Below are 20,367 nucleotides of genomic sequence, written 5' to 3' on the forward strand. Positions count from 1 at the left end.
TCTAGCTTCGTCGGCAGCGTCAGAAGTGTATAAGAGACAGCCCCGAAGCTGGTGGATCATGCAGTTGTGGTGCCTTCCAAAAGGTGTTGAACCGCCGCGTACCGGCCACCACAACTCCATGATCGACGCGGGTAGGGTTCGCTCGGCGGGCGATGGTGCGGGCGGACCGCACGTGGTGCCGGGACTGGGCGGTGCACACCTGGTCCGGGAGACGTTCGACACGTTCGCTCTCGGGTATCCGCCTGCCGGTTTTGGCGTCCGGCACGAACGGGAGCGGCTGCTGGGAAGTGGGGGAACGTCGGAGATGAACGGCAGGTGAACGGACAATGAATGCCGCCTGGCCGGGGGGAGGCCGACGAATTCCAGGTTTCACCGTTTCCTAGCATTCCCAGGCGGGCACCCCCTCGGGGTGCCGCCACCCTTCCACCGACACGACGAGGTCCGTGCTGTGAAGTTTTCCTTCCGCCCGAACGAGGGCGCCTTCTACGAGCTCTTCACCAGGGCCGCGCAGAACCTGGTGAAGGGCACCGAGCTGCTCAACGAGCTGGCCCTGCCCGGGGTCGAGGTGCAGTCGGTCAGCGAGCGGCTCACCGAGGTGGAGCACTCTAGCGACCAGATCACCCACGAGCTGTACAAGAAGATCAACTCAACCTTCATCACGCCATTCGACCGGGAGGACATCTACCGGCTCGGCTCGCTGCTCGACGACGTGATGGACCACCTGGAGGCGGTCGGGAACCTCCTCTACCTCTACGGCCTCACCAAGCTCCCGTCGCTGCCGCGGGAGATGCACGAGCTGGTCAACGTCCTCGACCAGCAGGCGAAGCTGACCGCCGAGGCGATGCCGCGGCTGAAGTCGATGAAGGACCTCGAGGACTACTGGATCGAGTGCAACCGGCTGGAGAACGACGGTGACCAGGCGTACCGGATGCTGCTGGTCCGCCTTTTCTCCGGCGAGTACGACGCGCTGACCGTGCTGAAGATGAAGGAGGTCGCCGACGAGCTGGAGGCCGCCTGCGACGCCTTCGAGCACGTGGCCAACACCGTCGAGACCATCGCGGTCAAGGAGTCCTGATCCTGTGAGTCCGGAACTCATCGCCGTGCTGGCGGTGATCGCGGTGGCCCTGGCGTTCGACTACACCAACGGTTTCCACGATGCCGCCAACGCGATCGCGACCAGCATCTCCACCCGGGCCCTGACACCCCGGGTGGCCCTGGCCATGGCGGCGGTCGGCAACTTCATCGGCGCCCACTTCGGCGCCGAGGTCGCCAAGACCGTCGGCAGCGGCCTGGTGAAACTTCCCACCGGTCAGGCCAGCCTCGGCATCGTTTTCGCCGGCGTGATCGGTGCCATCGTCTGGAACCTCATCACCTGGTACTTCGGCCTGCCGTCGTCGTCCTCGCACGCGTTGATCGGCGGCCTGGTCGGCTCGACCATGGCCGCCGCCGGCACGGTGCTCTGGAGCGGCATCGGGGAGAGCGTCATCATCCCGATGGTGCTCTCGCCGATGGTCGGCTTCCTGCTCGGCTACGTCGTGATGATCGCCGTGCAGTGGATCTTCCGGAGGGGGCACCCGGGCAAGCTCAACCGGGGCTTCCGCTGGGCGCAGACCGCGTCCGCGGCGGCCATGTCGGTCGGCCACGGCATGCAGGACGCCGCGAAGACCATCGGCATCGTGGTGCTGGCCCTCTACGTGGGTGGCTACCAGGACGACGCGACCTTCATCCCGGAGTGGGCGTTCTGGACCTCCGCCGCCGTGCTCGCGGCGGGCACCTACGCCGGAGGCTGGCGGATCATCCGGACCCTCGGTCGGAAGATCATCGACCTGCGGCCGCCGGAGGGCTTCGCGGCCGAGACCGTGGCCAGTTCGGTGCTCTACTTCAACGCGCTGGTCCTGGGGGCCCCGATCTCGACCACCCACACGATCACCTCGGCGATCATGGGTGTGGGTGCCACCAAGCGGCTCTCCGCCGTGCGCTGGGGCGTCGCCGGCAACATCATCGGGGCGTGGATCCTCACCTTCCCCGCCGCCGGCTCCATCGGCGCCCTGATGTACTTCCTGGTCCGTCCCTTCTTCAGCTGACCGGCCACCCGGAGGGCCCCCGCCGCACACCAGGGCGGGGCCCTCCGGTGGCTCAGGGGTAGTCCACCCCGATCCGCGTGCGGATCCGGTCGAGCAGCGCCATCACCTCCAGGGTGGCGGTGTGCGGGACCAGCGGGCTCTCCAGCAGGCCGCCGGCGAGGCAGCGCTGCACCTCCAGCGCCTCGTACTGGTAGCCGCCGCCGGCCAGGTCGGCGGGGATCGTCTCCGGCTCCGCGCCGGCCCGGTGCAGGGTCACCGACCCCGGCCGGAAGAACGGCTCAGGCAGCTCGATCCGGCCACCGGTCCCGGTAATCGCGGCGACCACCGGAGTCGCCCCGACCATGCCGCAGCCCAGGGTGGCGACCGCGCCCGAGTCGTAGCCGAGGACGATGCCGGTGTTCTCGTCCACGCCCTCCGGGCTGAGCTTCGCCCAGGCGTGCACGTGCTGCGGCACCCCGAGCAGCAGGTGGGCCAGGCTCACCGGGTACACGCCCAGGTCCAGCAGCGCCCCACCGCCCAGGGTGCGAGCCCGCATCCGGTGCTCCGGTGGGAACGGCCCGGCCACCCCGAAGTCGGCCCGCACACTGGTCACCGTGCCGATCGCCCCGTCGGCGACCAGCTCGCAGACCCGCCGGACCTCCGGGTTGGTCCGCATCCACATGGCCTCCATCAGGAAGACGCCGGCCGCGCGGGCGGCGTCGACCAGCTCGACGCTGGTGGCCAGATCGAGGGTGAACGGCTTCTCCAGCAGCACCGCCCGCCCGGCCCGCAGGCAGGTCAGCGCCGCCTCGTGGTGCGCCGCGTGCGGGGTGGCGACGTACACCACGTCCAGGTCGGCGTCCGCGGCCAGTTCCGTCCAGGAGGCGTACGCCCGCGGGATGCCGTGCCGGCTGGCGAAGCGTTCCGCGCTCTCGGCGGTCCGTGAGCCGACGGCGACCAGCTCGGCGCCCGGCACCAGCCGGAGATCTTCGGCGAACCGGCCGGCGATGTGGCCGGTGGCCAGGATTCCCCATCGAGTCATGCCGGCCAGGCTAGCGAAGATCATTCGACTGCGGCTCGGATGATCCACCGGTCGGGACTAGGCTCGCCGCATGACGATCGACAGCGACGGCTTCCCCGCACCGCCGGCGCTGGTGGAGCACGCGCGCCGGTTCCGCGCCGAGGGCGGCGTCCCGGCGGTGCCCCGGGTCGCTGCCACTGTGCTGCTGCTCCGTCCGGCCGGCACCGAATTCGAGGTGTACCTGATCCGGCGGGTCGCCGCGATGGCCTTCGGCGGGATGTACGCCTTCCCCGGCGGCGGCGTCGACCGGTCGGATTCGCAGGCGCACCTGGACTGGGCCGGACCGGTGCCGCGGAACTGGGGCGAGCGGCTGGGGGTCGCCCCGGACGCCGCCCAGGCGGTGGTCTGCGCCGCGGCCCGGGAGGTCTTCGAGGAGGCCGGCGTGCTGCTCGCCGGCCCGGACGCCGGGACCGTGGTGGGCGACGTCAGTGGGGACGACTGGGAGGTGGCCCGGGTTGCCCTGGAGCAGCGCCGGACCGGCTTCGCCGACCTGCTCGCGCAGCGGGGGCTCACCCTCCGCTCGGACCTGCTGCTGCCGTGGAGCCGGTGGATCACCCCGGAGTTCGAGCCGCGCCGCTTCGACACGTACTTCTTCGTCGCGCTGCTGCCCGAGGGGCAGCGGACCCGGGACGTCTCCGGCGAGGCCGACCACACCCTGTGGATCCGCCCGGCGGAGGCCCGCGTCCGGGCCGAGGCGGGCGAGCTGACCATGCTGCCGCCCACCCTCGTCACCCTGGCCCAGGTCGCGGCCTGCGGCGACCTGGCCGGCGTGGCCCGGGCGGCGGCCGGCCGCGACGCGGCCACTCCGGTCACCCCCCGACTCGACCTCCCGCCCCACGGCAGTCCCCGTTTCGTCCTGGGCTGATCAGCCCCGGGTGCCGTCGAAGCCTGTCGTGCGGCCAGCGGCAGCGGTGCGCGGGCGCGCGACGGCGAGGCGACCCGGGCGACACCCGGCTGGCCCGGCTGCGCGCGCTCACCGAGAGGCGGGTCGCCACCGGCCTGGGACGCGTCGTCCGGCCCGGCCGCCGGTCAGCCCAGCCGGTAGTTGACGTGTGCCGACCAGCGCGCGAAACCGAGCCGCTCGTAGAGGGCGACCGCGCCGGTGTTCGACTCGTCGACGTAGAGCATGACCCGGTCGAGACCACGCCGGTCCCGCAGGTACGCCAGGCCTGCCGCGGTCAGCGCCTTGCCCAGTCCGCCGCCGTGCGCGGACGGGTCCACCCCGAGCACGTAGACCTCGCCGATGCGGGCCGAGCCGGGGCGCTCGTGCACCTTCGTCCAGTGGAAGCCGAGCAGCCGACCGGTGGACTCCTCGACGGCGAGCAGGAAGCCGGCCGGGTCGAACCACGGTTCGGCGAGACGTACCCGCAGGTCGGCGGGGGACCATCGGCCCTGCTCCGGATGCTCGGCGAAGGCCCGCGCGTTGAGCGCCAGCCACGCCTCGTCGTCGAGGCCCGGGCGGAACGCGCGCAGCGCCACCCCGTCGGGCAGCCGCGGCTCGGGGACCGGGGCGGTCAGCGGGCGGCGCAGCTGCCAGAGCACCCGGGCCCGACCGAAGCCCAGGTCGACGGCGAGCGCGGCGGCCGACGGGTGGTCGCCGTGCGCCCAGACCCGCAGTGGGCCGTCGGCCGCGGCGAGCACCCCACGGGCCAGTGCCCGCCCCGTCCCGCGGCGCCGGTACGCCGGGTGCACGACCAACTCCACGCCGACCCCGGTCGCGGGGTCGGTGGTGTCCAGGTGGGCGTACCCGGCCAGCGAGCCGTCGTCGGCGCGGGCGGTCAGGTGCACGGCCGGGGCCTCGGGATCCCTCAGCCGGAGCAGGACGTGCTCGTCGAGCGGGTCAGCCCCGTCGGCGTCGCCGGCGGTGCGTGCGAGGGCCAGCACGTCGGCCGCCTCCGTCGGGCCGAGTCGGTCGGTCCGGGTCACCTGGGCGCTGGTCGGTTCGGCGCTGCTCATGCCGTCACCGTAGTCGGGGGCCGGTGGCCGGCCGCCGTCCCCGGGCCCGGACGGGACTCACGTCGGGTCGGCCGGCAGGGCCTCCACCTGGAACCGGCTGGTCAGGTCGCGCAGGATCCGCGGCAGCGAGTCGACGGTCCCCTGCCGGTCGCCGCCGGCGTCGTGCAGCAGCACGACCGAGCCGGGCCGCACGGCGGTGAGGATGGTCGCGGCGATCCGGCCGGCTCCCGGCGCCCGCCAGTCCGACGGGTCCACCGTCCAGTGCAGCGGGATCATCCCGAGTTCCTTCGCCACCGCCACCACCGAGTACGTCCACGCGCCTCCGGGTTGGCGGTAGTAGGCGATCGGGGCGTCGGGCACCGCGGCGCGGATCGCCTCGGCGGTGCGCAGCAGGTCGGCCCGGATCCGGTCCGGCGACCGGGCGCCGAGGGTCACGTCGTGGTCCCAGGTGTGGTTGCACAGGGTGTGCCCGTCGGCCACGATCGCCCGGATCAGGTCCGGGTGGGCCTGCGCGTTTTCGCCGACCACGCAGAAGGTGGCCGTGACGTGGTGTTCGCGTAGCACGGCGAGCACCTGCGGGGTGTACTGCGGGTCGGGCCCGTCGTCGAAGGTCAGCGCCACGGTCGCGGTGCCGGTGGTGCTCCGGGTGCCGAAGGCGCCCTCGGCCGGGTCGTCGTCGGGGGACGGGCTCGCGCCGTCGCGCCCGGAACCGTCCTGGCCGGCCGCGGCCGGCCCGCCGTCGAGGTCGCGCCGGCGGGAGTCGTCCACCGGCGGCTGGTCGGCGTCGTGCGGGCGTTCCGCACTGGTCGTGACCCCGCTGTCGCGCCGGGGCGGATCGGGAATCAGGCTGCGCCCCAGCGCGTACGCGGAGCCGAGTAGAGCGGCCACCACCAGCGTGACGACGCCGGCGGCGCGGGTGGCCGGGGAGATCCGCATCAGCGGTCCCGCCCTGGTCGGCCCGCCGCTGCTCCCGTGATAGATGCGTGCACCATCGCCCCTTCCTCGCGAAACCGGCATTCAGAATAGAGCCGGCGAGACGCGCAAAAAGGGCAAACGTAACGCTTTCCTTCTAGGGTGCGAAGGTCAGACGGGCAGCGGCGCGGGCTCCGCCTCCGGCAGCGACCGGGACGGCGGCACCACGAACTTGTAACCGACCTGGCGGACGGTGCCGATCATCGACTCGTACTCGGAGCCGAGCTTGGCCCGCAGCCGCCGGACGTGCACGTCGACGGTGCGGGTGCCGCCGAAGTAGTCGTACCCCCAGACCTCGCGGAGCAGCTGGTCGCGGGTGAAGACCCGGCCCGGGTGCTGGGCCAGGAACTTCAGCAGCTCGAACTCCTTGTAGGTCAGATCCAGCGGGCGGCCCTTGAGCTTCGCGGCGTAGGTGTCGGGGTCGATGGTCAGCTCGCCGGCCCGGATGGAGCCGCCGGCCCCGGCGGTGGTGTTGCTCAGCCGGCCGACGGCGAGCCGCAGCCGGGCCTCCACCTCGGCTGGGCCGGCGGAGGCGAGGATGACGTCGTCGACGCCCCAGTCGGCGTTGAGCGCGATCAGCCCGGCCTCGGTGACCACCGCGACCAGCGGCACCCCGAGCCCGGTGGCGTGCAGCATCCGGCAGGTGGCCCGGGCCTCGCTCAGCTCGGAGCGGGCGTCGACGAGCACGGCGTCCGGGCTGGGGCCGGCGACCAGGGTGCGGACGTCGCGCGGCGCGGTGCGGACCGAGTGCGGCAGCAGGTCCAGTGCCGGCAGCACAGCGGATGGTTCCCCTGCGCGCGCGGTCACCAGCAGCAGGATCTCCACGATCACCTCCGTCCCGGCGGCCCACGGCCGCGCGCGACCAGCGGCACTCCTCGCGGGGTGTGGCGCTGAGAACTTGCCTGGTCCCGGCGTCGCTGACGGGCGGGTAACGGCTTGAGCGTAACCGATCGCCCCGGCTTGACCTTCGCGCCCTTTCCCGTTTGCCCGGCTTGCCCCTGATCGCGCATCAGGTTTTAACGTTGCCGAAACCGTGACCTCCGGGTTGGGCGGCCGGTCTGGCACGATCGGGGCGTGTTTCCCTCCAGCTCCCCCGAGACCGGCCGTGATCCGTGGTCGGACGGGCCGCGCCCCGCACCGGCCGGTCCGCCAGCAGGCCAGCCGCCGGCGCCGCGTACCGGCCCTCAGGTGGACGACGACGGCGACCGGCGGGAACGCACCGGGCCGCGCCGCGCGCGGCGCGGTGGCCAGCCGGCGCGCCGGTCCAGTGAGGAATCGAGTGCCGAGCCCGAAGAGGAGACGGCGCCCCCGGTCGAGGTGCGCCGCCCGCTCGCGCTGGCCGTCGCCGGGTTCGCCGCGCTGCTCGGGGTCGGCCTGGTGCTCGGGGCGCAGACCTCCGGCCCGGGACACCGGCTGCCCTTCGCGGCCATCATCCTCAGCGTCCAACTGCTCTTCGTGCTGTCCTGGACGATGGCCGCGCGACCGCCCGCGTTCCTGACGGTCGCGCTGGTCAGCGTCGGGGTGGCGGTGGCCGCCGACGCCGCCGCCGTGCAGACGGACATCGCCGGCCTCGCGCCGCTCGGCTACGTCGCGGCGGGCGGGTTCCTCCTCGGGGTGCTCGGCCAGCTGGTCCGCCGGGTCGACCGGGTACGGGTGACCGACTCGCTCGGCACCACCCTGCTCATCGTGGTCGGCGTGGTCGCCTTCGCCACGCTCATCGTGCTCAGCCGGATCCCGGCGGGCACCCAGGCGATCACCGTCTGCCTCACCGCCAGTGGCGTCGCGCTCACCATCGCCCGGCTCACCGACGCGGTGGCGCCCTGGCCGCGGCTGGCGCCCCAGGTGCCCCGAGGCGCGGCGGGCGTGGTCGTCGGCGCCATGGTCGGTACCCTGGTCAGCGCAGTCCTCGGCAGCTACCTGGTCACCCCCTTCACCCCCACCAAGGCCGCGATCATCGGGCTGGTGGCGGCGGTCGCCGCCGTGCTGGCCGACCTCGCGGTCGGGTACGCCGAGGCAGGCCGGCTGATGGCGGGGGAGCTGCCGACCATGTGGGTGGCCCGGCACATGCAGGGCCCGCTCGGCGGTTTCGCCCTGGCCGCGCCGGCGGCGTACGCCATGTGCAAGCTGGTTCTCTAACGCCCGATTGAGGATTTCCCGGTTCGGGTACCACCGGTGGGGCCGTTTCGCGGCACCCGGCACGGAGACAGGAGGCGGTGTGGCGCAGGACTACGTGTACCAGGAGCGGCCCCGGCGGCGTGGGCGCAAGGTGCTCGTCGCCCTCGTCGTCCTGCTGCTGGTGCTGGTCGGGTTGCTGGTGGTGGCTGACCGGGTGGCGGCCGGGGTGGCTGAGCGCGCCATCGCCGACCAGGTGCGGCAGCAGGTCGCCCGGCAGGACGCCCAATCCTCCCCGCCGGAGGTCGAGGTCGGCGGCTTCCCGTTCCTCACCCAGGTGCTCGATGGCCGCTACGAGCGCATCACCATCAGACTGCGCGAGGTGCGGGGGTCGGTGCAGGGCGACGCGGTCAGCCTGCCGACGCTTGACGTGGACGCCCGCAACGTCCAGGCGTCCCTGGACACCCTCCGCTCCGGCCGGGGCGACGTGATCGCCGAGACCGTCGCCGGCACCGGCACCATCAGCTACGACAGCCTGGCCAAGCTGCTCGACCGCCCCGGGCTGACCCTCGGCGAGCAGGGCGGCAAGCTCGCCGTCACCGCCCCGGTCGACATCCTCGGCCAGCGGCTCACCGTCACCGGCACCGCCGACATCACCGTCCGCGAGCAGGGGCAGGTGGCGCTCCGGTTCAACGACCTGAACGCCGAAGGGCTGCCGAACGTGCCGCTGGCCCGGACGCTGCTGAACAACTACGCCCAGGGCATCTCGGTCGACGTGCCCCTGCCCGACCTGCCGTTCCAGCTCGCCGTCCGCGAGGTCCGCCCGCTGCCCGAAGGGCTGGCGGTGACCGCGGACGCGCGGAACGTGCCGATCAACGCCGTGGGCTGAGCCCGGCGGAGGCGGGGCGCGGCCACCGGCCGGGGAGGCCGGGTGACCGGCGGTGTCCCGGATGGTGGTCGGCTCGGTGGCGGTCCCCACGACGGCTGGTAGGCTCCCTGCTCATGGGGACGCTCCTCACCAAACGGCGCGCGGTCGACCTGTGCCGCGTGGCCACCTGCCTGTGTCGCCCCGTCATCTGACGGCGGGGCTGTCCTCGGCCGCCTGAGGCGGTCAGCGGCACTCAGGGTCCGCGTACCCTCTCGGTGCTCTCCCACCGCACGCCCGGCAGCGGCGCCGTCGCACGAACCCGTGATCCGTTCCTAGCTCTGGGTCCCGCGCGTGGTGCGACACTCACATTTCATCGATCTCCGCGCGCTGGCTCACCATCCATCCTCACCAGGGAGTGATCTGATGAGTCGCGACACCGCACTGGTCTCGGCCGAGTGGGCCGAGAAGAACCTCGACGCCCCGGGCGTCGTCTTCGTCGAGGTCGACGAGGACACGTCGGCCTACGACACCGGCCACATCGCCGGCGCCATCAAGCTGGACTGGAAGACCGACCTGCAGGACCCGGTGCGCCGGGACTTCGTCAACAAGGGTCAGTTCGAGGCGCTGCTCTCCGAGCGCGGCATCAGCAACGACGACACCGTCATCCTCTACGGCGGCAACAACAACTGGTTCGCCGCGTACGCGTACTGGTACTTCAAGCTCTACGGCCACCGCGACGTCAAGCTGCTCGACGGCGGCCGCAAGAAGTGGGAGCTGGACGCCCGCCCGCTGGTCAAGGACGTGGTGACCCGCCCGCGGACCCAGTACGTGGCGCAGCAGCCGGACACCTCGATCCGCGCCTTCCGCGACGAGGTGGTCGCCGCGATCGGCACCAAGAACCTGGTCGACGTGCGCAGCCCCGACGAGTACGCCGGCCGGCTGCTCGCCCCCGCCCATCTGCCGCAGGAGCAGGCGCAGCGGGCCGGCCACGTGCCCACCGCGATCAGTGTGCCGTGGTCCAAGGCGGCCAATGAGGACGGCACCTTCAAGTCCGACGACGAGCTGCGCAAGATCTACGCCGACGCGGGGCTGGACGACAGCAGGGAGACCATCGCCTACTGCCGGATCGGCGAGCGCTCCTCGCACACCTGGTTCGTGCTCCAAGAGCTGCTCGGCCACCGCAGCGTGAAGAACTACGACGGATCCTGGACCGAGTACGGCTCGCTGGTCGGCGTGCCGGTCGCGCTCGGCGACGAGCCCGGGGAGGCCTGAGCCATGACCGCTCCTACCGCTGCCGGCTGCGCCGCTCCCGACCAGGCCGCCCCGCTGCCCGCCAGCCTCGACCTGGAGAAGGAGACCGTCATCACCGGTGTCGTCCGCTCCGGCGAGGGCGAGGTCGTGCCCGGTGCGTACGTCCGCCTGCTCGACGCCACCGGCGAGTTCACCGCCGAGGTGGTCACCTCCCCGGCCGGGCAGTTCCGGTTCTTCGCCGCGCCGGGCACCTGGACCCTGCGGGCACTCTCCCGGCATGGCAACGGCGACACCTCGGTGACCGCCGGCCGGGGCATCAACGAGGTGGCCGTCACGGTGGCCCTGGCCTGACCCACGCTCTGACCGCCGCGTGGCCCGCATCCTCGTCCGCGAGGGGCGGGCCACGCGTCGCGGTCCGCTCGCACTCCTTCGGGTGCAGTTGTCGCCGCTGGAGCGACAACAACTGCACCCAGAGCGCGAGCGGCCGGCCCCGATTGGGGCGGCGCCGTGATGGTGGCTCCGGGAAGACGAGGGGACGCCGGGGCGGTGACGCGGCGGCCGGTGGCCCGCCGCCGCGTGACACGATGAGCGGGTGAGCGGTGTCGTCTACCCGGGGTACGCCCCGCCGACCGGTCCCGACCAGCCGACGTCGCCCCGGCGGTGGCCGCGCTGGCTGCTCGTCGCGACCGTGGCCTGGGCGGTACTGCTGGCGGCGTTCACCTGGATCTCGGTGCGGGACGACCCGCCGACCGTCCGCGAGCAGCGCAGCCTCGACCAGGCCGGCCCGGTCGAGGTCGAGCACCTGGCGCACGTGCAGGCCGAGCGCGGTGGCCTGCACGGTCAGGTGGGCGACGGCCTGGCCCAGGTCGTAGGCGGCGTACCTGGCGGGCTCGGCGTCCGGCCTCAGGTGGGCGGCGAGCAGCAGGGCCGAGGCCCGGGCCGCCCATCGTTGGTCGCGTTCGGGCAGGTTGACCAGGATCCGCTTCCAGGTGTCGTCGTCGCGGTGCCCGAGCGCGAACCGCCAGGGCTGGCCGTTGCCCGCCGAGGGCGCCCAGCGGGCCGCTTCCAGCAGGGCCGACGCCTCGGCCGGGGTCAGCTCGGCGGTCGGGTCGAAGGATCGGGGGCTCCAGCGGAACGCGAGCAGCGAGGTGAGGTCGGCCATGCGAGGACTATCCCCTATGGGCGATTTGCACCATGAGGTGGGGTGGACGAATGTGGGCAACACCACCCGTAACGGGATCAGGGTCAGAACGTTCCCGCGCTCGGGCTCGCAGTCGGGTCCGGCGTCGCCGTGCCCAGTGGCTCGCCGTCCATCACCGGGCCGGCGAGCTGCACCGTCGCCGGGGCCGGCCCGGGCGGACCGGCCAGGACCAGCGTGCCGGTGGCGGTCCGCACGGCGGTGGGCGTGCCGTCCGGGGCGAAGCAGTAGATGCCCGCGTCCAGTGGCGCGTTGATCGAGGTCGAGGTGGTCTCCACCGAGTAGCAGGAGCCGGTCGCGCCGGGCGGTGGCTGGGCGGGCGACACGGCGAGCGGGGCCCGTCGGTCGGTCAGCACGCCCAGCCAGTCGGTGAAGGGGTGCTGCACCCGGGGGTCCAGCCGCCGGGGCACCGCGTCGTCGCGGTCGCCGAGGCGTACGCAGCCGGGCGTCCCGGGTCGCGTGGCCGAGGGCAGGGCGCACTGGAACAGCCCGTCCGCGGTGACGGCGTACGACACGTCGGCGGTGCCGCCCAGCGCGCCGCCGGGCACGTCGACCCGCCAGGTGCCGTCGGTGGCGAGGGTCACCAGGACGGTGCGGTCCGGGGCGCCGGGCGTGCGCAGCGTGTAGCCGGCGACCAGGTGCCGGTCCTGCGCCGCCGCGGCGAGGGCGGCCAGCTCGTCCCGCGCCGGGTCCAGCCCGACCGGGGCGGGCGCCGTGGTGGGGGTCGGCGGCACCGCCTCCGGTGCGTCGGCGGTGCAGGCGGCGAGCAGCGCCGGCAGGGCGAGCGCGAGCGGGCCGGCCAGGCGCCGGGGCGTACGCCCCGGCGGGCTGGTCGCGGCCGTGGGTCCGGTCCGGGGGAGGTGGGCGTGCACCCGGACATTCTCCGGTGCCGCCGCGGCGCGCGGGGACCCCTGCGGCGGGGCGGGCCCGGCGTGTCGTGCCCCACCCCACCGCCGCCGCCGGGCCGGATGGTGGGATCACCCGACCCGGCGGCGCGGGCCGCCCGATACGCTGAACACGTCCGACACGCGCCGCCGGCCCGCAACCCGGCGGCGCCGGCACGCTCAGGGTCGTCGCTGGGAGGGGAGTGCACCGTCGTGGCACTCGTGGTGCAGAAGTACGGCGGGTCCTCCGTCGCCAACGCCGAGCGGATCAAGCGGGTGGCCGAGCGCATCGTCGCCGCCCGCAAGGCCGGCGACGACGTCGTGGTGGTGGTTTCCGCGATGGGCGACACCACCGACGAGCTGCTCGACCTGGCCAACCAGGTCAGCCCGCTGCCGCCGGGCCGGGAACTGGACATGCTGCTCACCGCCGGTGAGCGGATCTCCATGGCGCTGCTCGCCATGGCCATCCACAACCTCGGGTACGAGGCCCGCTCGTTCACCGGCTCGCAGGCCGGCGTGATCACCACCTCGGTACACGGCAAGGCGCGGATCATCGACGTCACCCCGGGGCGGCTCAAGGGCGCGCTCGACGAGGGTGCGGTGGTCATCGTCGCCGGCTTCCAGGGCGTCTCGCAGGACACCAAGGACGTCACCACGCTCGGCCGGGGCGGGTCGGACACCACGGCGGTGGCGCTGGCCGCCGCCCTCCACGCGGACGTCTGCGAGATCTACACCGACGTCGACGGCATCTTCAGCGCCGACCCGCGGATCGTGCCGAACGCCCGGCACATCAAGCAGATCACCTACGAGGAGATGCTGGAGCTGGCCGCCTGCGGCGCGAAGGTGCTGCACCTGCGTAGCGTGGAGTACGCGCGCCGGGCGGGCTTGCCGATCCACGTCCGTTCGTCATACTCGACCAACACCGGCACGATGGTCACCGGATCGATGGAGGACCTTCCTGTGGAGCAAGCACTGATCACCGGGGTCGCCCACGACCGCAGCGAAGCCAAGATCACGATCGTCGGGGTGCCCGACGAGCCGGGCGCCGCCGCGCGGATCTTCGACACCGTGGCCGGCGCCGAGATCAACATCGACATGATCGTGCAGAACGTCTCCACCGAGGGCACCGGGCGTACGGACATCTCCTTCACCCTGCCCAAGACCGACGGCCCGACCGCCATGGCCGCGCTCAGCAAGATCCAGGAGTCGGTCAAGTTCAAGGGCCTGCTCTACGACGACCACGTCGGCAAGGTGTCGCTGATCGGCGCCGGCATGCGGTCGCACCCGGGGGTCGCGGCCGGCTTCTTCGCCGCCCTCGGTCAGGCCGGCGTGAACATCGAGATGATCTCCACGTCGGAGATCCGGGTTTCCGTGGTCTGCCGCGACACCGACCTCGACGCGGCCGTCCGTGCCATCCACGAGGCCTTCGACCTCGGCGGCGAGACCGAGGCCGTCGTCTACGCGGGGACGGGACGGTAGCGCGCATGGCGTCGCTGCCCACCCTGGCCGTGGTCGGAGCGACCGGTGCCGTCGGCACCGTGATGTGCGAGCTGCTCACCGGGCGCAAGAACGTCTGGGGCGAGATCCGGTTGCTCGCCTCCGCCCGCTCCGTGGGCAAGCGGGTGCGCTGCCGGGGCGAGGAACTCACCGTCCAGGCGCTCACCCCGGAGGCGTTCGACGGCGTCGACGTGGCGATGTTCGACGTGCCGGACGACGTCTCCGCGCAGTGGGCCCCGATCGCGGTCAGCCGTGGGGCGATCGCGGTGGACAACTCCGGAGCGTTCCGGATGGACCGCGACGTCCCGCTGGTGGTGCCGGAGATCAATCCCGAGCAGGTCCGCAACCGGCCCAAGGGGATCATCGCCAACGCCAACTGCACCACCCTCGCGATGATCGTCGCGGTCGCCCCGCTGCACCGCGAGTACGGGCTGCGCGAGCTGGTGCTCGCCTCCTACCAGGCGGTCTCCGGTGCCGGCCAGGCCGGCGTGGACACTCTGCACACCCAGCTCACCAAGATCGCCGGCGACCGGGTGCTCGGCTCCCGTCCCGGCGACGTCCGTCAGGCGGTCGGCGACGAGCTCGGCCCGTTCCCCGCGCCGCTGGCGCTGAACGTGGTGCCGTGGGCCGGCTCGCTCGCCGACGGCGGCTGGTCGTCGGAGGAGGTGAAGCTGCGCAACGAGTCGCGCAAGATCCTCGGGCTGCCCGACCTGAAGGTCTCCGCCACCTGCGTACGGGTGCCGGTGGTGACCGGCCACTCGGTCGCGGTGCACGCGGTCTTCGCCACCGAGGTCGACGCCGAGGGCGCGCGCGAGGTGCTGCGCAACGCGCCCGGGGTGATCCTGGTCGACGACCCGGCCGCCGGCGAGTTCCCGATGCCGATCGACGCCGTCGGCACCGACCCGTCCTGGGTAGGCCGCATCCGCCGCGCCATCGACGACCCGCGCGCCCTGGACTTCTTCGTCACCGGCGACAACCTCCGCAAGGGCGCGGCCCTGAACACCGCCCAGATCGCCGAACTCCTCGCCACCGAACTGACCCCCCACTGACACGGCTTACGTCTCAGGCGGGGGCGAGGCGGACGCCGTCGCGGCCGTGGCGCTTGACGGCGTAGAGAGCCTGGTCGGCGCGGCGGAGGGTGAGTTCCGGGGACTCGCCGGGGCGGGGTAGGGCGACCCCCACGCTGATGGTGCGGCCGGTGCGCCGGGCCGCCTCGGTGAGCCGCTCGGCGATCCGGACCGCCTCCTCGGGGCGGTTCACCTCGATCACCGCCACGAACTCGTCGCCGCCGATCCGGTAAAGCTCGTCGCCCTGCCGCAGTGCCCCCTCCAACGCCCTGGCCAGCCCGATCAGCACCCGGTCACCGGCCTGGTGGCCGTACGTGTCGTTGACGGTCTTGAAGCCGTCCACGTCGATCGCCAGCAGGGCCGTACGCCCGGGGGTGGCCGTGGCGATCCGCTGGCCGAACGGCCCGGTATGCCGCAACCCGGTCAGTGGGTCGGAGCTGGCCTGTTCACGGAGCCGGGCCAGGGTGCGCAGCCGGTCCAGGCAGCTCCACGCCTGGCCGGCGAGAAGCTCCACCAGGTTGACGGTGGTCGGGTTGGGGCACAGCAGCCGCTCGTCGGCGACCAGCAGCACCCCGCCGGTGTCCGGCGGGCCGACCGGCACCGCGACCAGGGTGCGTACGCCGGCGCGGGCCAGCGGGGCGTAGTCCACGGTCGGCGGGTGCCCCGCCTCGCCCAGCGTGTAACCCGCGCCGTGGCGGTGGGCGCGGCTGGTCATCCGGTCGAGCGCGCCGGGGCCCGCCTCGACCAGTTCGGCCCGGATCCGGGTCTCCAGCTCGCTCGGGGCGGCCGCCGGGGTGCCGAGCCGGCCGGCGAGCACCAGCGCGGCAGCGGAGAGGGTCGACACGTCACGGGCCGCGGTGAGCGCCGCGGCCCACAGGTCCTCCTCGGTCGGCGCGGAGGTCAGCGCGGCGGCGTGCCGCAGCAGCTTCTCGCTCCGGCTCTCCGCCGGTGGCCCGCCCAGCGCCACGATCCGGGCGCCCAGCCGGGCGGCCAGCCGTTCGGCGGTCTCCCGCCAGGGGGCCAGCTCGACCGGCTCGCACCACTGCAGGTCGAGCACGCCGACCGGTCGGCCCGCCGGGTCGAGCACCGGTACGCAGACCTCGGCGGTGACGTCGGGGCGCACCGGGAGGTAGTCCGGGTCCGCCGCGACGTCGGGGACGACCGCGGTCTCGCCGGAGGCGTAGACCCGACCGACGATGCCGGTCTTCGGGGGCACCGTCGAGAAGACCTGCCAGGAGCCGGTCGCCGCGACGCAGCGCAGCCGGTCGTGGACCTGGAGCAGGACGGAGATGGTGGCCGGGGTGTGCCGGGCGAGCGCGGTGACGGTCCACTGGCAGGCTTCAACGGCGGTCGACGCCATCGGCAGGCGGACCGTGACGGCACGGATGACTCGCTGGTGATCCACTCGTACGTCGTTCCAGGTAGGGGAGGGGCCGGCCGGTGCCGGGGCGTGAGGATCAAGCGTACTCAGCAGCGAGTGACCCGCCGGTAACCAAGATCGCTCACCGTCTTCGTACACATGTGCCATCCACAGGGTGTGGACGCGGCCGGTGGGTGTGGAGGCCGCGCTGGCCGGCGCGTGGACGATAGCGTGAAGGTCCCGGTCGAGTGGAGGCACGGATGCTCATCGCCCAGCTCAGTGATCCGCACGTGACCACCGGCGTGCTCGCCGCCGAACCGGCCGCCGGGCTGCACCGCGCGCTCGGCCGGGTGCTGGCGCTGCGGCCCCGTCCGGACTGCGTGGTCATCACCGGCGACCTGGTCGACCACGGCCGCCCCGACGAGTACGCTGCGCTGCGCGAGATCATCGGCCGATTCCCGCTGCCGGTGCACCTGGCGACCGGCAACCACGACGACCGGGAGTCGATGCTCGACCTCTTCGGCGGCACGCCCTGGCTGGGCGGCGGCTTCTCGGCGTACTACCACGTCGACCACCCGGACGCGACGGTCGTGGTGCTGGATTCCCTCACCCCCGGCGCCGGCGGAGGCAGGCTCGGCGAGGAGCAGCTCGGCTGGCTGGACGGCGTGCTGGCCGGCCGGCCGGAGGTGCCCGCCGTGGTGTGCCTGCACCATCCGCCGATCGCGGTCGGCATCCCGGCCGCCGACGCCATCCGGCTCGCCGACGGCGACGCGCTGGCCGAGGTGATCGGCCGGCACCCCCATGTGGTACGGGTGCTCGCCGGGCACCTGCACCGGCCGGTCACCGCCGCCTTCGCCGGCACGGTGCTCACCACCGCGCCGAGCACCTGGCGGCAGAGTTCGCTCACGATGAGCGCGGACGAGCAGATCGGGTGGGTCGCCGAGCCGACCGCCCTGCTGCTGCACCAAGTCAGTGCGGACGGCTGCGTCAGTCACCTGGTGCAGTCGAGCCACGCCGCCGGCATGACCTGCGGCTTCTGACCTGGCCGGGGGCTGCCCGCCCGGCGGGCGCCACACCTACCCCGACTGCCGGGATCCGCGGCCGCCGAGGCGTACGTGCCGGTGTCGTTGCCCGGCCGGGTCTATTTCGCCGGCGAGCCCGGGCGTGGACGTCAGCCGAGGAGGAAGGCGCGCAGTTCGGTGGCGAGCGTCGCGGCCGGCACGTCATGGAAACCGCCGTCGAGGCTGACGTGCCGCGCGCCCGGAACCGCCTCGGCGGCGGCGCGCGCCCCGTCGCGCAACCACTGCGGGCTCGCCGTGCTGTCCACCAGCAGCGTGGGGACGGTGATCGTGGCCAGCAGGTCGGCCGGGAGCACACCGCCGGCGCTGATCTGCGTGTCGTACGGCAGGGTGTGCGCCATCGACTCCAGGTAGGGCCACACCGGCTGGTCGCGCATCCCGGCGACCGCCTCGGGAGGCAGCCCCACCGCGGTGACGACGAAGTGTTGCACCGCTCCGCCACGGTCACCGGCCGCGATCAGCTCCGCCACCCGGGCCGAGACGTCCGGTCGGGAGCCGGCGTGCGGCCCCACCTGGAACGGTGGCTCGAACATGACCAGCCCGGTGGCGGGCACCCCGTGCGCCGCCGCCCGGGCGGCCAGGATCGCCCCCGAGGAGAGACCGTAGAGGTGGGCCTTGCCGCCGGCCGCCTCGACCAGCGTGGCGATGTCCTCGACCTCGCGGCGGATCTCGTACGGCGCGGTGTCGCCGCTGTCGCCCCGGCCGCGTCGGTCGTAGCCGATGACGGTGAAGTCCGGCGCGAGCGCCTCGCCCAGCTCACGGGTGGTCGACCGGTCGTTGAAGGCGCCGCCGACCAGGATGACCGGCGGCCCCTCGCCCGAGCGTTCGTACGCGATCCGCGTGCCGTCGGCCGACCGCACCGCGTGCACGGCCGGGGAGGTGCCACTCATCCGATCGTCCTTCCCGTCGTCCGTCGTCCGTCCGGTCCTTTCTAGACGACCCCACCGACATCCGCGAGGAACCGCCGCCACCTGCCGGTCATGTCGGAATCACCCATCGATACCGGCCCGGTCATCGCGGGTATTCGCAGCTCTGATGTGCTGCCCCGGTCGACCGACGGCGGCCTGCGATGAGAGGCTGTCCTGCGACTCCGGCGGCGGTCCCCCACCGCTGCCACCGCGACCCGAACCCTGCCGACGGCGCGGGCCGGCCCCGGGGCGAACCACCGCCCGGACGCCCGTGCCGGCTTCTCACGAGGAGTTCCATGTCCAACCCCGGGATGCGTCGGGCCATCGGCCTGACCGCGCTCGCCGTGACCGCGTTCGGCGCGCTCGCGACCACCCCCGACCAGGCGGACGCCGGACCGAAGCCGGTCAACGTCACCCTGCTCGCCCTGAACGACTTCCACGGTCACCTCGAGCCGCCCAGCGGATCGAGCGGCACCATCGCCGGGCAGGCCGCCGGCGGTGCCGAGTACCTCGCCACCCACCTCGCCGAGCTGCGCGAGGCCAGCAGGAAGAAGAACACCATCACCGTCGCCGCCGGCGACCTGATCGGGGCGTCGCCGCTGCTGTCGGCCGCGTTCCACGACGAGCCGACCATCGAGGCGCTGTCGCTGGCCGGGCTGGACTACGCCAGCGTCGGCAACCACGAGTTCGACGAGGGCGCCGACGAGCTGCTGCGCATCCAGAACGGTGGCTGCCACCCGGTGGACGGCTGCGCCGACGGCACCCCGTACGAGGGCGCCGGCTTCCAGTACCTGTCGGCGAACGCGTTCACGACCGCGACCGGCGAGCCGCTGCTCGCCCCGTACGCCATCCACAACGTGCAGGGCGTCAAGATCGGCTTCATCGGGATGACCCTGGAGGGCACCCCGCAGATCGTCAGCCAGCAGGGGGTCGCCGGCCTGACCTTCTCCGACGAGGCCGACACCGCCAACCGGTACGCCGCGGAGCTGCGCGCCAAGGGCGTGGAGACGATCGTGGTGCTGCTGCACGAGGGCGGCAACCAGGCGTCCGGCGGCGGCATCAACGACTGCACCGGCTTCACCGGCCCGGTCGTCGACATCGCCAATCGGATGGACCCGTCGATCGACGTGGTGGTCAGCGGGCACACCCACCAGGCGTACAACTGCAACATCAACGGCAAGCTGGTCACCAGCGCCAGCTCCTTCGGCCGCCTGGTCACCGACATCGATCTGCAGATCGACCGGCGCACCGGCGACGTGCTCACCGCGCGCGCCGAGAACCTCGTGGTCACCCGGGACGTCGCCAAGGACCCGGCGCAGACCGCGCTGATCACCCGCTACAAGGACGTGCTCGGCCCGGTCGCCAGCCGCGAGGTCGGCCGGACCAGCGAGGCGATCACCCGGACTCAGGAGATCCTCTACGGCACGACCACCGGTGAGTCGGCGCTGGGCAACCTGATCGCCGACGCGCAGCTCGACGCCACCGCCGACGAGCAGGGCGCGGTCGCCGCCTTCATGAACCCCGGCGGCGTCCGCGCCGACCTGGACGTCGGTACGGTCACCTACGAGGAGGCGTTCACGGTGCAGCCGTTCGCCAACAACCTGGTGACCCTCGACCTCACCGGCGCGCAGCTCTACTGCCTGCTGGAGCAGCAGTTCGTCACCGGCCGCACGCTCTACCCGTCCTCGACCGTCCGCTACGTCGTCGACCCGGCCGGCGCCACCGGCGCCACCGCCGACCCGTGCGTGGGCAGCCGGGTGGTCCGGGGCAGCCTGACCTTCGGCGGTGCCGCGGTGGACACCGACGCCACCTACCGGGTCACGGTGAACAACTTCCTGGCCGGCGGCGGTGACGGGTTCAGCGTCCTCACCGGCGGGAAGAACCAGGTCACCGGCATGATCGACCTGGACGCGTTCGTGGCGTACCTGACCGCGAAGTCCCCGGTCTCGGCCCCGGCCCTGGACCGCATCCGTACCACCGCCGAGGCCGCCGCCTGACGGCCGGTCCTTCGACAGTGGGCCCCGGAGCACCCGCTCCGGGGCCCACTGTCGAAGGACCGGCCGTCAGGCGG

At 73.2% G+C, this 20,367-nt stretch carries 19 protein-coding genes and 1 pseudogene; 12 read left to right on the forward strand and 8 right to left on the reverse strand.

The annotated features are described in order from the left end of the window. The first annotated feature begins 448 nt into the window (after window positions 1-448). Entirely contained in the window at window positions 449-1,075 is a 627-nt protein-coding gene (locus tag C1I99_RS15365; protein WP_111134905.1) for a DUF47 domain-containing protein, read from the forward strand. Window positions 1,076-1,079: 4 nt separating this feature from the next. After that, window positions 1,080-2,084 (forward strand): inorganic phosphate transporter, encoded by a 1,005-nt coding sequence (locus tag C1I99_RS15370; RefSeq protein WP_111134906.1) that lies wholly within the window; start codon window positions 1,080-1,082, stop codon window positions 2,082-2,084. Between the two features lie 52 nt (window positions 2,085-2,136). Here the strand turns inward: C1I99_RS15370 and C1I99_RS15375 are convergent, their stop codons facing one another. Next, window positions 2,137-3,105 carry a Gfo/Idh/MocA family protein gene (locus tag C1I99_RS15375; RefSeq protein ID WP_111134920.1) on the reverse strand — a complete coding sequence of 323 codons (969 nt, stop codon included), beginning with the start codon at window positions 3,103-3,105 and terminating at the stop codon, window positions 2,137-2,139. A gap of 70 nt (window positions 3,106-3,175) precedes the next feature. Here C1I99_RS15375 and C1I99_RS15380 point away from each other — a divergent pair, with 70 nt between their 5' ends. Then, the gene (locus C1I99_RS15380) at window positions 3,176-4,009 is read left to right on the forward strand and encodes an NUDIX hydrolase (protein ID WP_111134907.1); all 834 of its coding nucleotides are present in this window, start codon (window positions 3,176-3,178) and stop codon (window positions 4,007-4,009) included. A 164-nt stretch (window positions 4,010-4,173) separates the two neighbouring features. Here C1I99_RS15380 and mshD read toward each other — a convergent pair whose 3' ends face one another. The 3 genes from mshD to C1I99_RS15395 all read right to left on the reverse strand — a co-directional run bounded on the left by mshD (window position 4,174) and on the right by C1I99_RS15395 (window position 6,903). Further along, window positions 4,174-5,100 carry a mycothiol synthase gene (mshD, locus tag C1I99_RS15385; protein ID WP_111134908.1) on the reverse strand — a complete coding sequence of 309 codons (927 nt, stop codon included), beginning with the start codon at window positions 5,098-5,100 and terminating at the stop codon, window positions 4,174-4,176. 57 nt (window positions 5,101-5,157) lie between these two features. Next, window positions 5,158-6,036, reverse strand: a complete 879-nt coding sequence (locus C1I99_RS15390) for a polysaccharide deacetylase family protein (protein ID WP_233512517.1) — start codon at window positions 6,034-6,036, stop codon at window positions 5,158-5,160. A 147-nt stretch (window positions 6,037-6,183) separates the two neighbouring features. Continuing rightward, window positions 6,184-6,903 (reverse strand): winged helix-turn-helix transcriptional regulator, encoded by a 720-nt coding sequence (locus C1I99_RS15395; protein WP_199562140.1) that lies wholly within the window; start codon window positions 6,901-6,903, stop codon window positions 6,184-6,186. Between the two features lie 243 nt (window positions 6,904-7,146). On the opposite strand from C1I99_RS15395, the gene C1I99_RS15400 reads away from it, so the two are divergent. The 5 genes from C1I99_RS15400 to C1I99_RS15415 all read left to right on the forward strand — a co-directional run bounded on the left by C1I99_RS15400 (window position 7,147) and on the right by C1I99_RS15415 (window position 10,654). After that, window positions 7,147-8,208 carry a hypothetical protein gene (locus C1I99_RS15400; protein WP_111134910.1) on the forward strand — a complete coding sequence of 354 codons (1,062 nt, stop codon included), beginning with the start codon at window positions 7,147-7,149 and terminating at the stop codon, window positions 8,206-8,208. Between the two features lie 79 nt (window positions 8,209-8,287). Next, complete coding sequence (locus tag C1I99_RS15405) at window positions 8,288-9,073, forward strand: LmeA family phospholipid-binding protein (RefSeq protein WP_111134911.1); 786 nt, start codon at window positions 8,288-8,290, stop codon at window positions 9,071-9,073. 113 nt (window positions 9,074-9,186) lie between these two features. Beyond that, window positions 9,187-9,264, forward strand: coding sequence for an Ms5788A family Cys-rich leader peptide (locus C1I99_RS34785; RefSeq protein WP_311202345.1), 78 nt, complete (start codon window positions 9,187-9,189; stop codon window positions 9,262-9,264). A gap of 211 nt (window positions 9,265-9,475) precedes the next feature. After that, window positions 9,476-10,324: a sulfurtransferase gene (locus tag C1I99_RS15410; RefSeq protein WP_111134912.1), complete on the forward strand. Its 849-nt coding sequence runs from the start codon at window positions 9,476-9,478 to the stop codon at window positions 10,322-10,324. A gap of 3 nt (window positions 10,325-10,327) precedes the next feature. Then, the gene (locus C1I99_RS15415; protein WP_111134913.1) at window positions 10,328-10,654 is read left to right on the forward strand and encodes a DUF1416 domain-containing protein; all 327 of its coding nucleotides are present in this window, start codon (window positions 10,328-10,330) and stop codon (window positions 10,652-10,654) included. A gap of 424 nt (window positions 10,655-11,078) precedes the next feature. Here the strand turns inward: C1I99_RS15415 and C1I99_RS33975 are convergent. Next, window positions 11,079-11,465, reverse strand: a pseudogene (locus tag C1I99_RS33975) (nitroreductase family protein); the annotation flags it as partial. Between the two features lie 83 nt (window positions 11,466-11,548). Next, on the reverse strand, window positions 11,549-12,373 hold the full coding sequence (locus C1I99_RS15425) for a hypothetical protein (RefSeq protein ID WP_233512518.1): 825 nt from the start codon (window positions 12,371-12,373) through the stop codon (window positions 11,549-11,551). 225 nt (window positions 12,374-12,598) lie between these two features. Between C1I99_RS15425 and C1I99_RS15430 the strand changes: the two genes are divergently transcribed. Then, complete coding sequence (locus C1I99_RS15430; RefSeq protein WP_111134915.1) at window positions 12,599-13,864, forward strand: aspartate kinase; 1,266 nt, start codon at window positions 12,599-12,601, stop codon at window positions 13,862-13,864. Window positions 13,865-13,869: 5 nt separating this feature from the next. After that, on the forward strand, window positions 13,870-14,931 hold the full coding sequence (locus C1I99_RS15435; protein ID WP_111134916.1) for an aspartate-semialdehyde dehydrogenase: 1,062 nt from the start codon (window positions 13,870-13,872) through the stop codon (window positions 14,929-14,931). Window positions 14,932-14,944: 13 nt separating this feature from the next. On the opposite strand, the gene C1I99_RS15440 is transcribed toward C1I99_RS15435, so the two are convergent. Next, window positions 14,945-16,354: a sensor domain-containing diguanylate cyclase gene (locus C1I99_RS15440; RefSeq protein ID WP_111134917.1), complete on the reverse strand. Its 1,410-nt coding sequence runs from the start codon at window positions 16,352-16,354 to the stop codon at window positions 14,945-14,947. Window positions 16,355-16,569: 215 nt separating this feature from the next. Between C1I99_RS15440 and C1I99_RS15445 the strand changes: the two genes are divergently transcribed. Then, on the forward strand, window positions 16,570-17,349 hold the full coding sequence (locus C1I99_RS15445) for a phosphodiesterase (RefSeq protein WP_111134923.1): 780 nt from the start codon (window positions 16,570-16,572) through the stop codon (window positions 17,347-17,349). A gap of 131 nt (window positions 17,350-17,480) precedes the next feature. Here C1I99_RS15445 and C1I99_RS15455 read toward each other — a convergent pair whose 3' ends face one another. After that, window positions 17,481-18,278 (reverse strand): alpha/beta fold hydrolase, encoded by a 798-nt coding sequence (locus C1I99_RS15455; protein WP_111134918.1) that lies wholly within the window; start codon window positions 18,276-18,278, stop codon window positions 17,481-17,483. A 314-nt stretch (window positions 18,279-18,592) separates the two neighbouring features. Here C1I99_RS15455 and C1I99_RS15460 point away from each other — a divergent pair, with 314 nt between their 5' ends. Beyond that, complete coding sequence (locus C1I99_RS15460) at window positions 18,593-20,293, forward strand: bifunctional metallophosphatase/5'-nucleotidase (RefSeq protein ID WP_111134919.1); 1,701 nt, start codon at window positions 18,593-18,595, stop codon at window positions 20,291-20,293. Window positions 20,294-20,367 lie beyond the last annotated feature (74 nt).

Origin of the sequence: Micromonospora deserti (genome assembly GCF_003236335.1) — a bacterium.
In the GTDB taxonomy this organism is placed as follows: Bacteria; Actinomycetota; Actinomycetes; order Mycobacteriales; family Micromonosporaceae; genus Micromonospora; species Micromonospora deserti.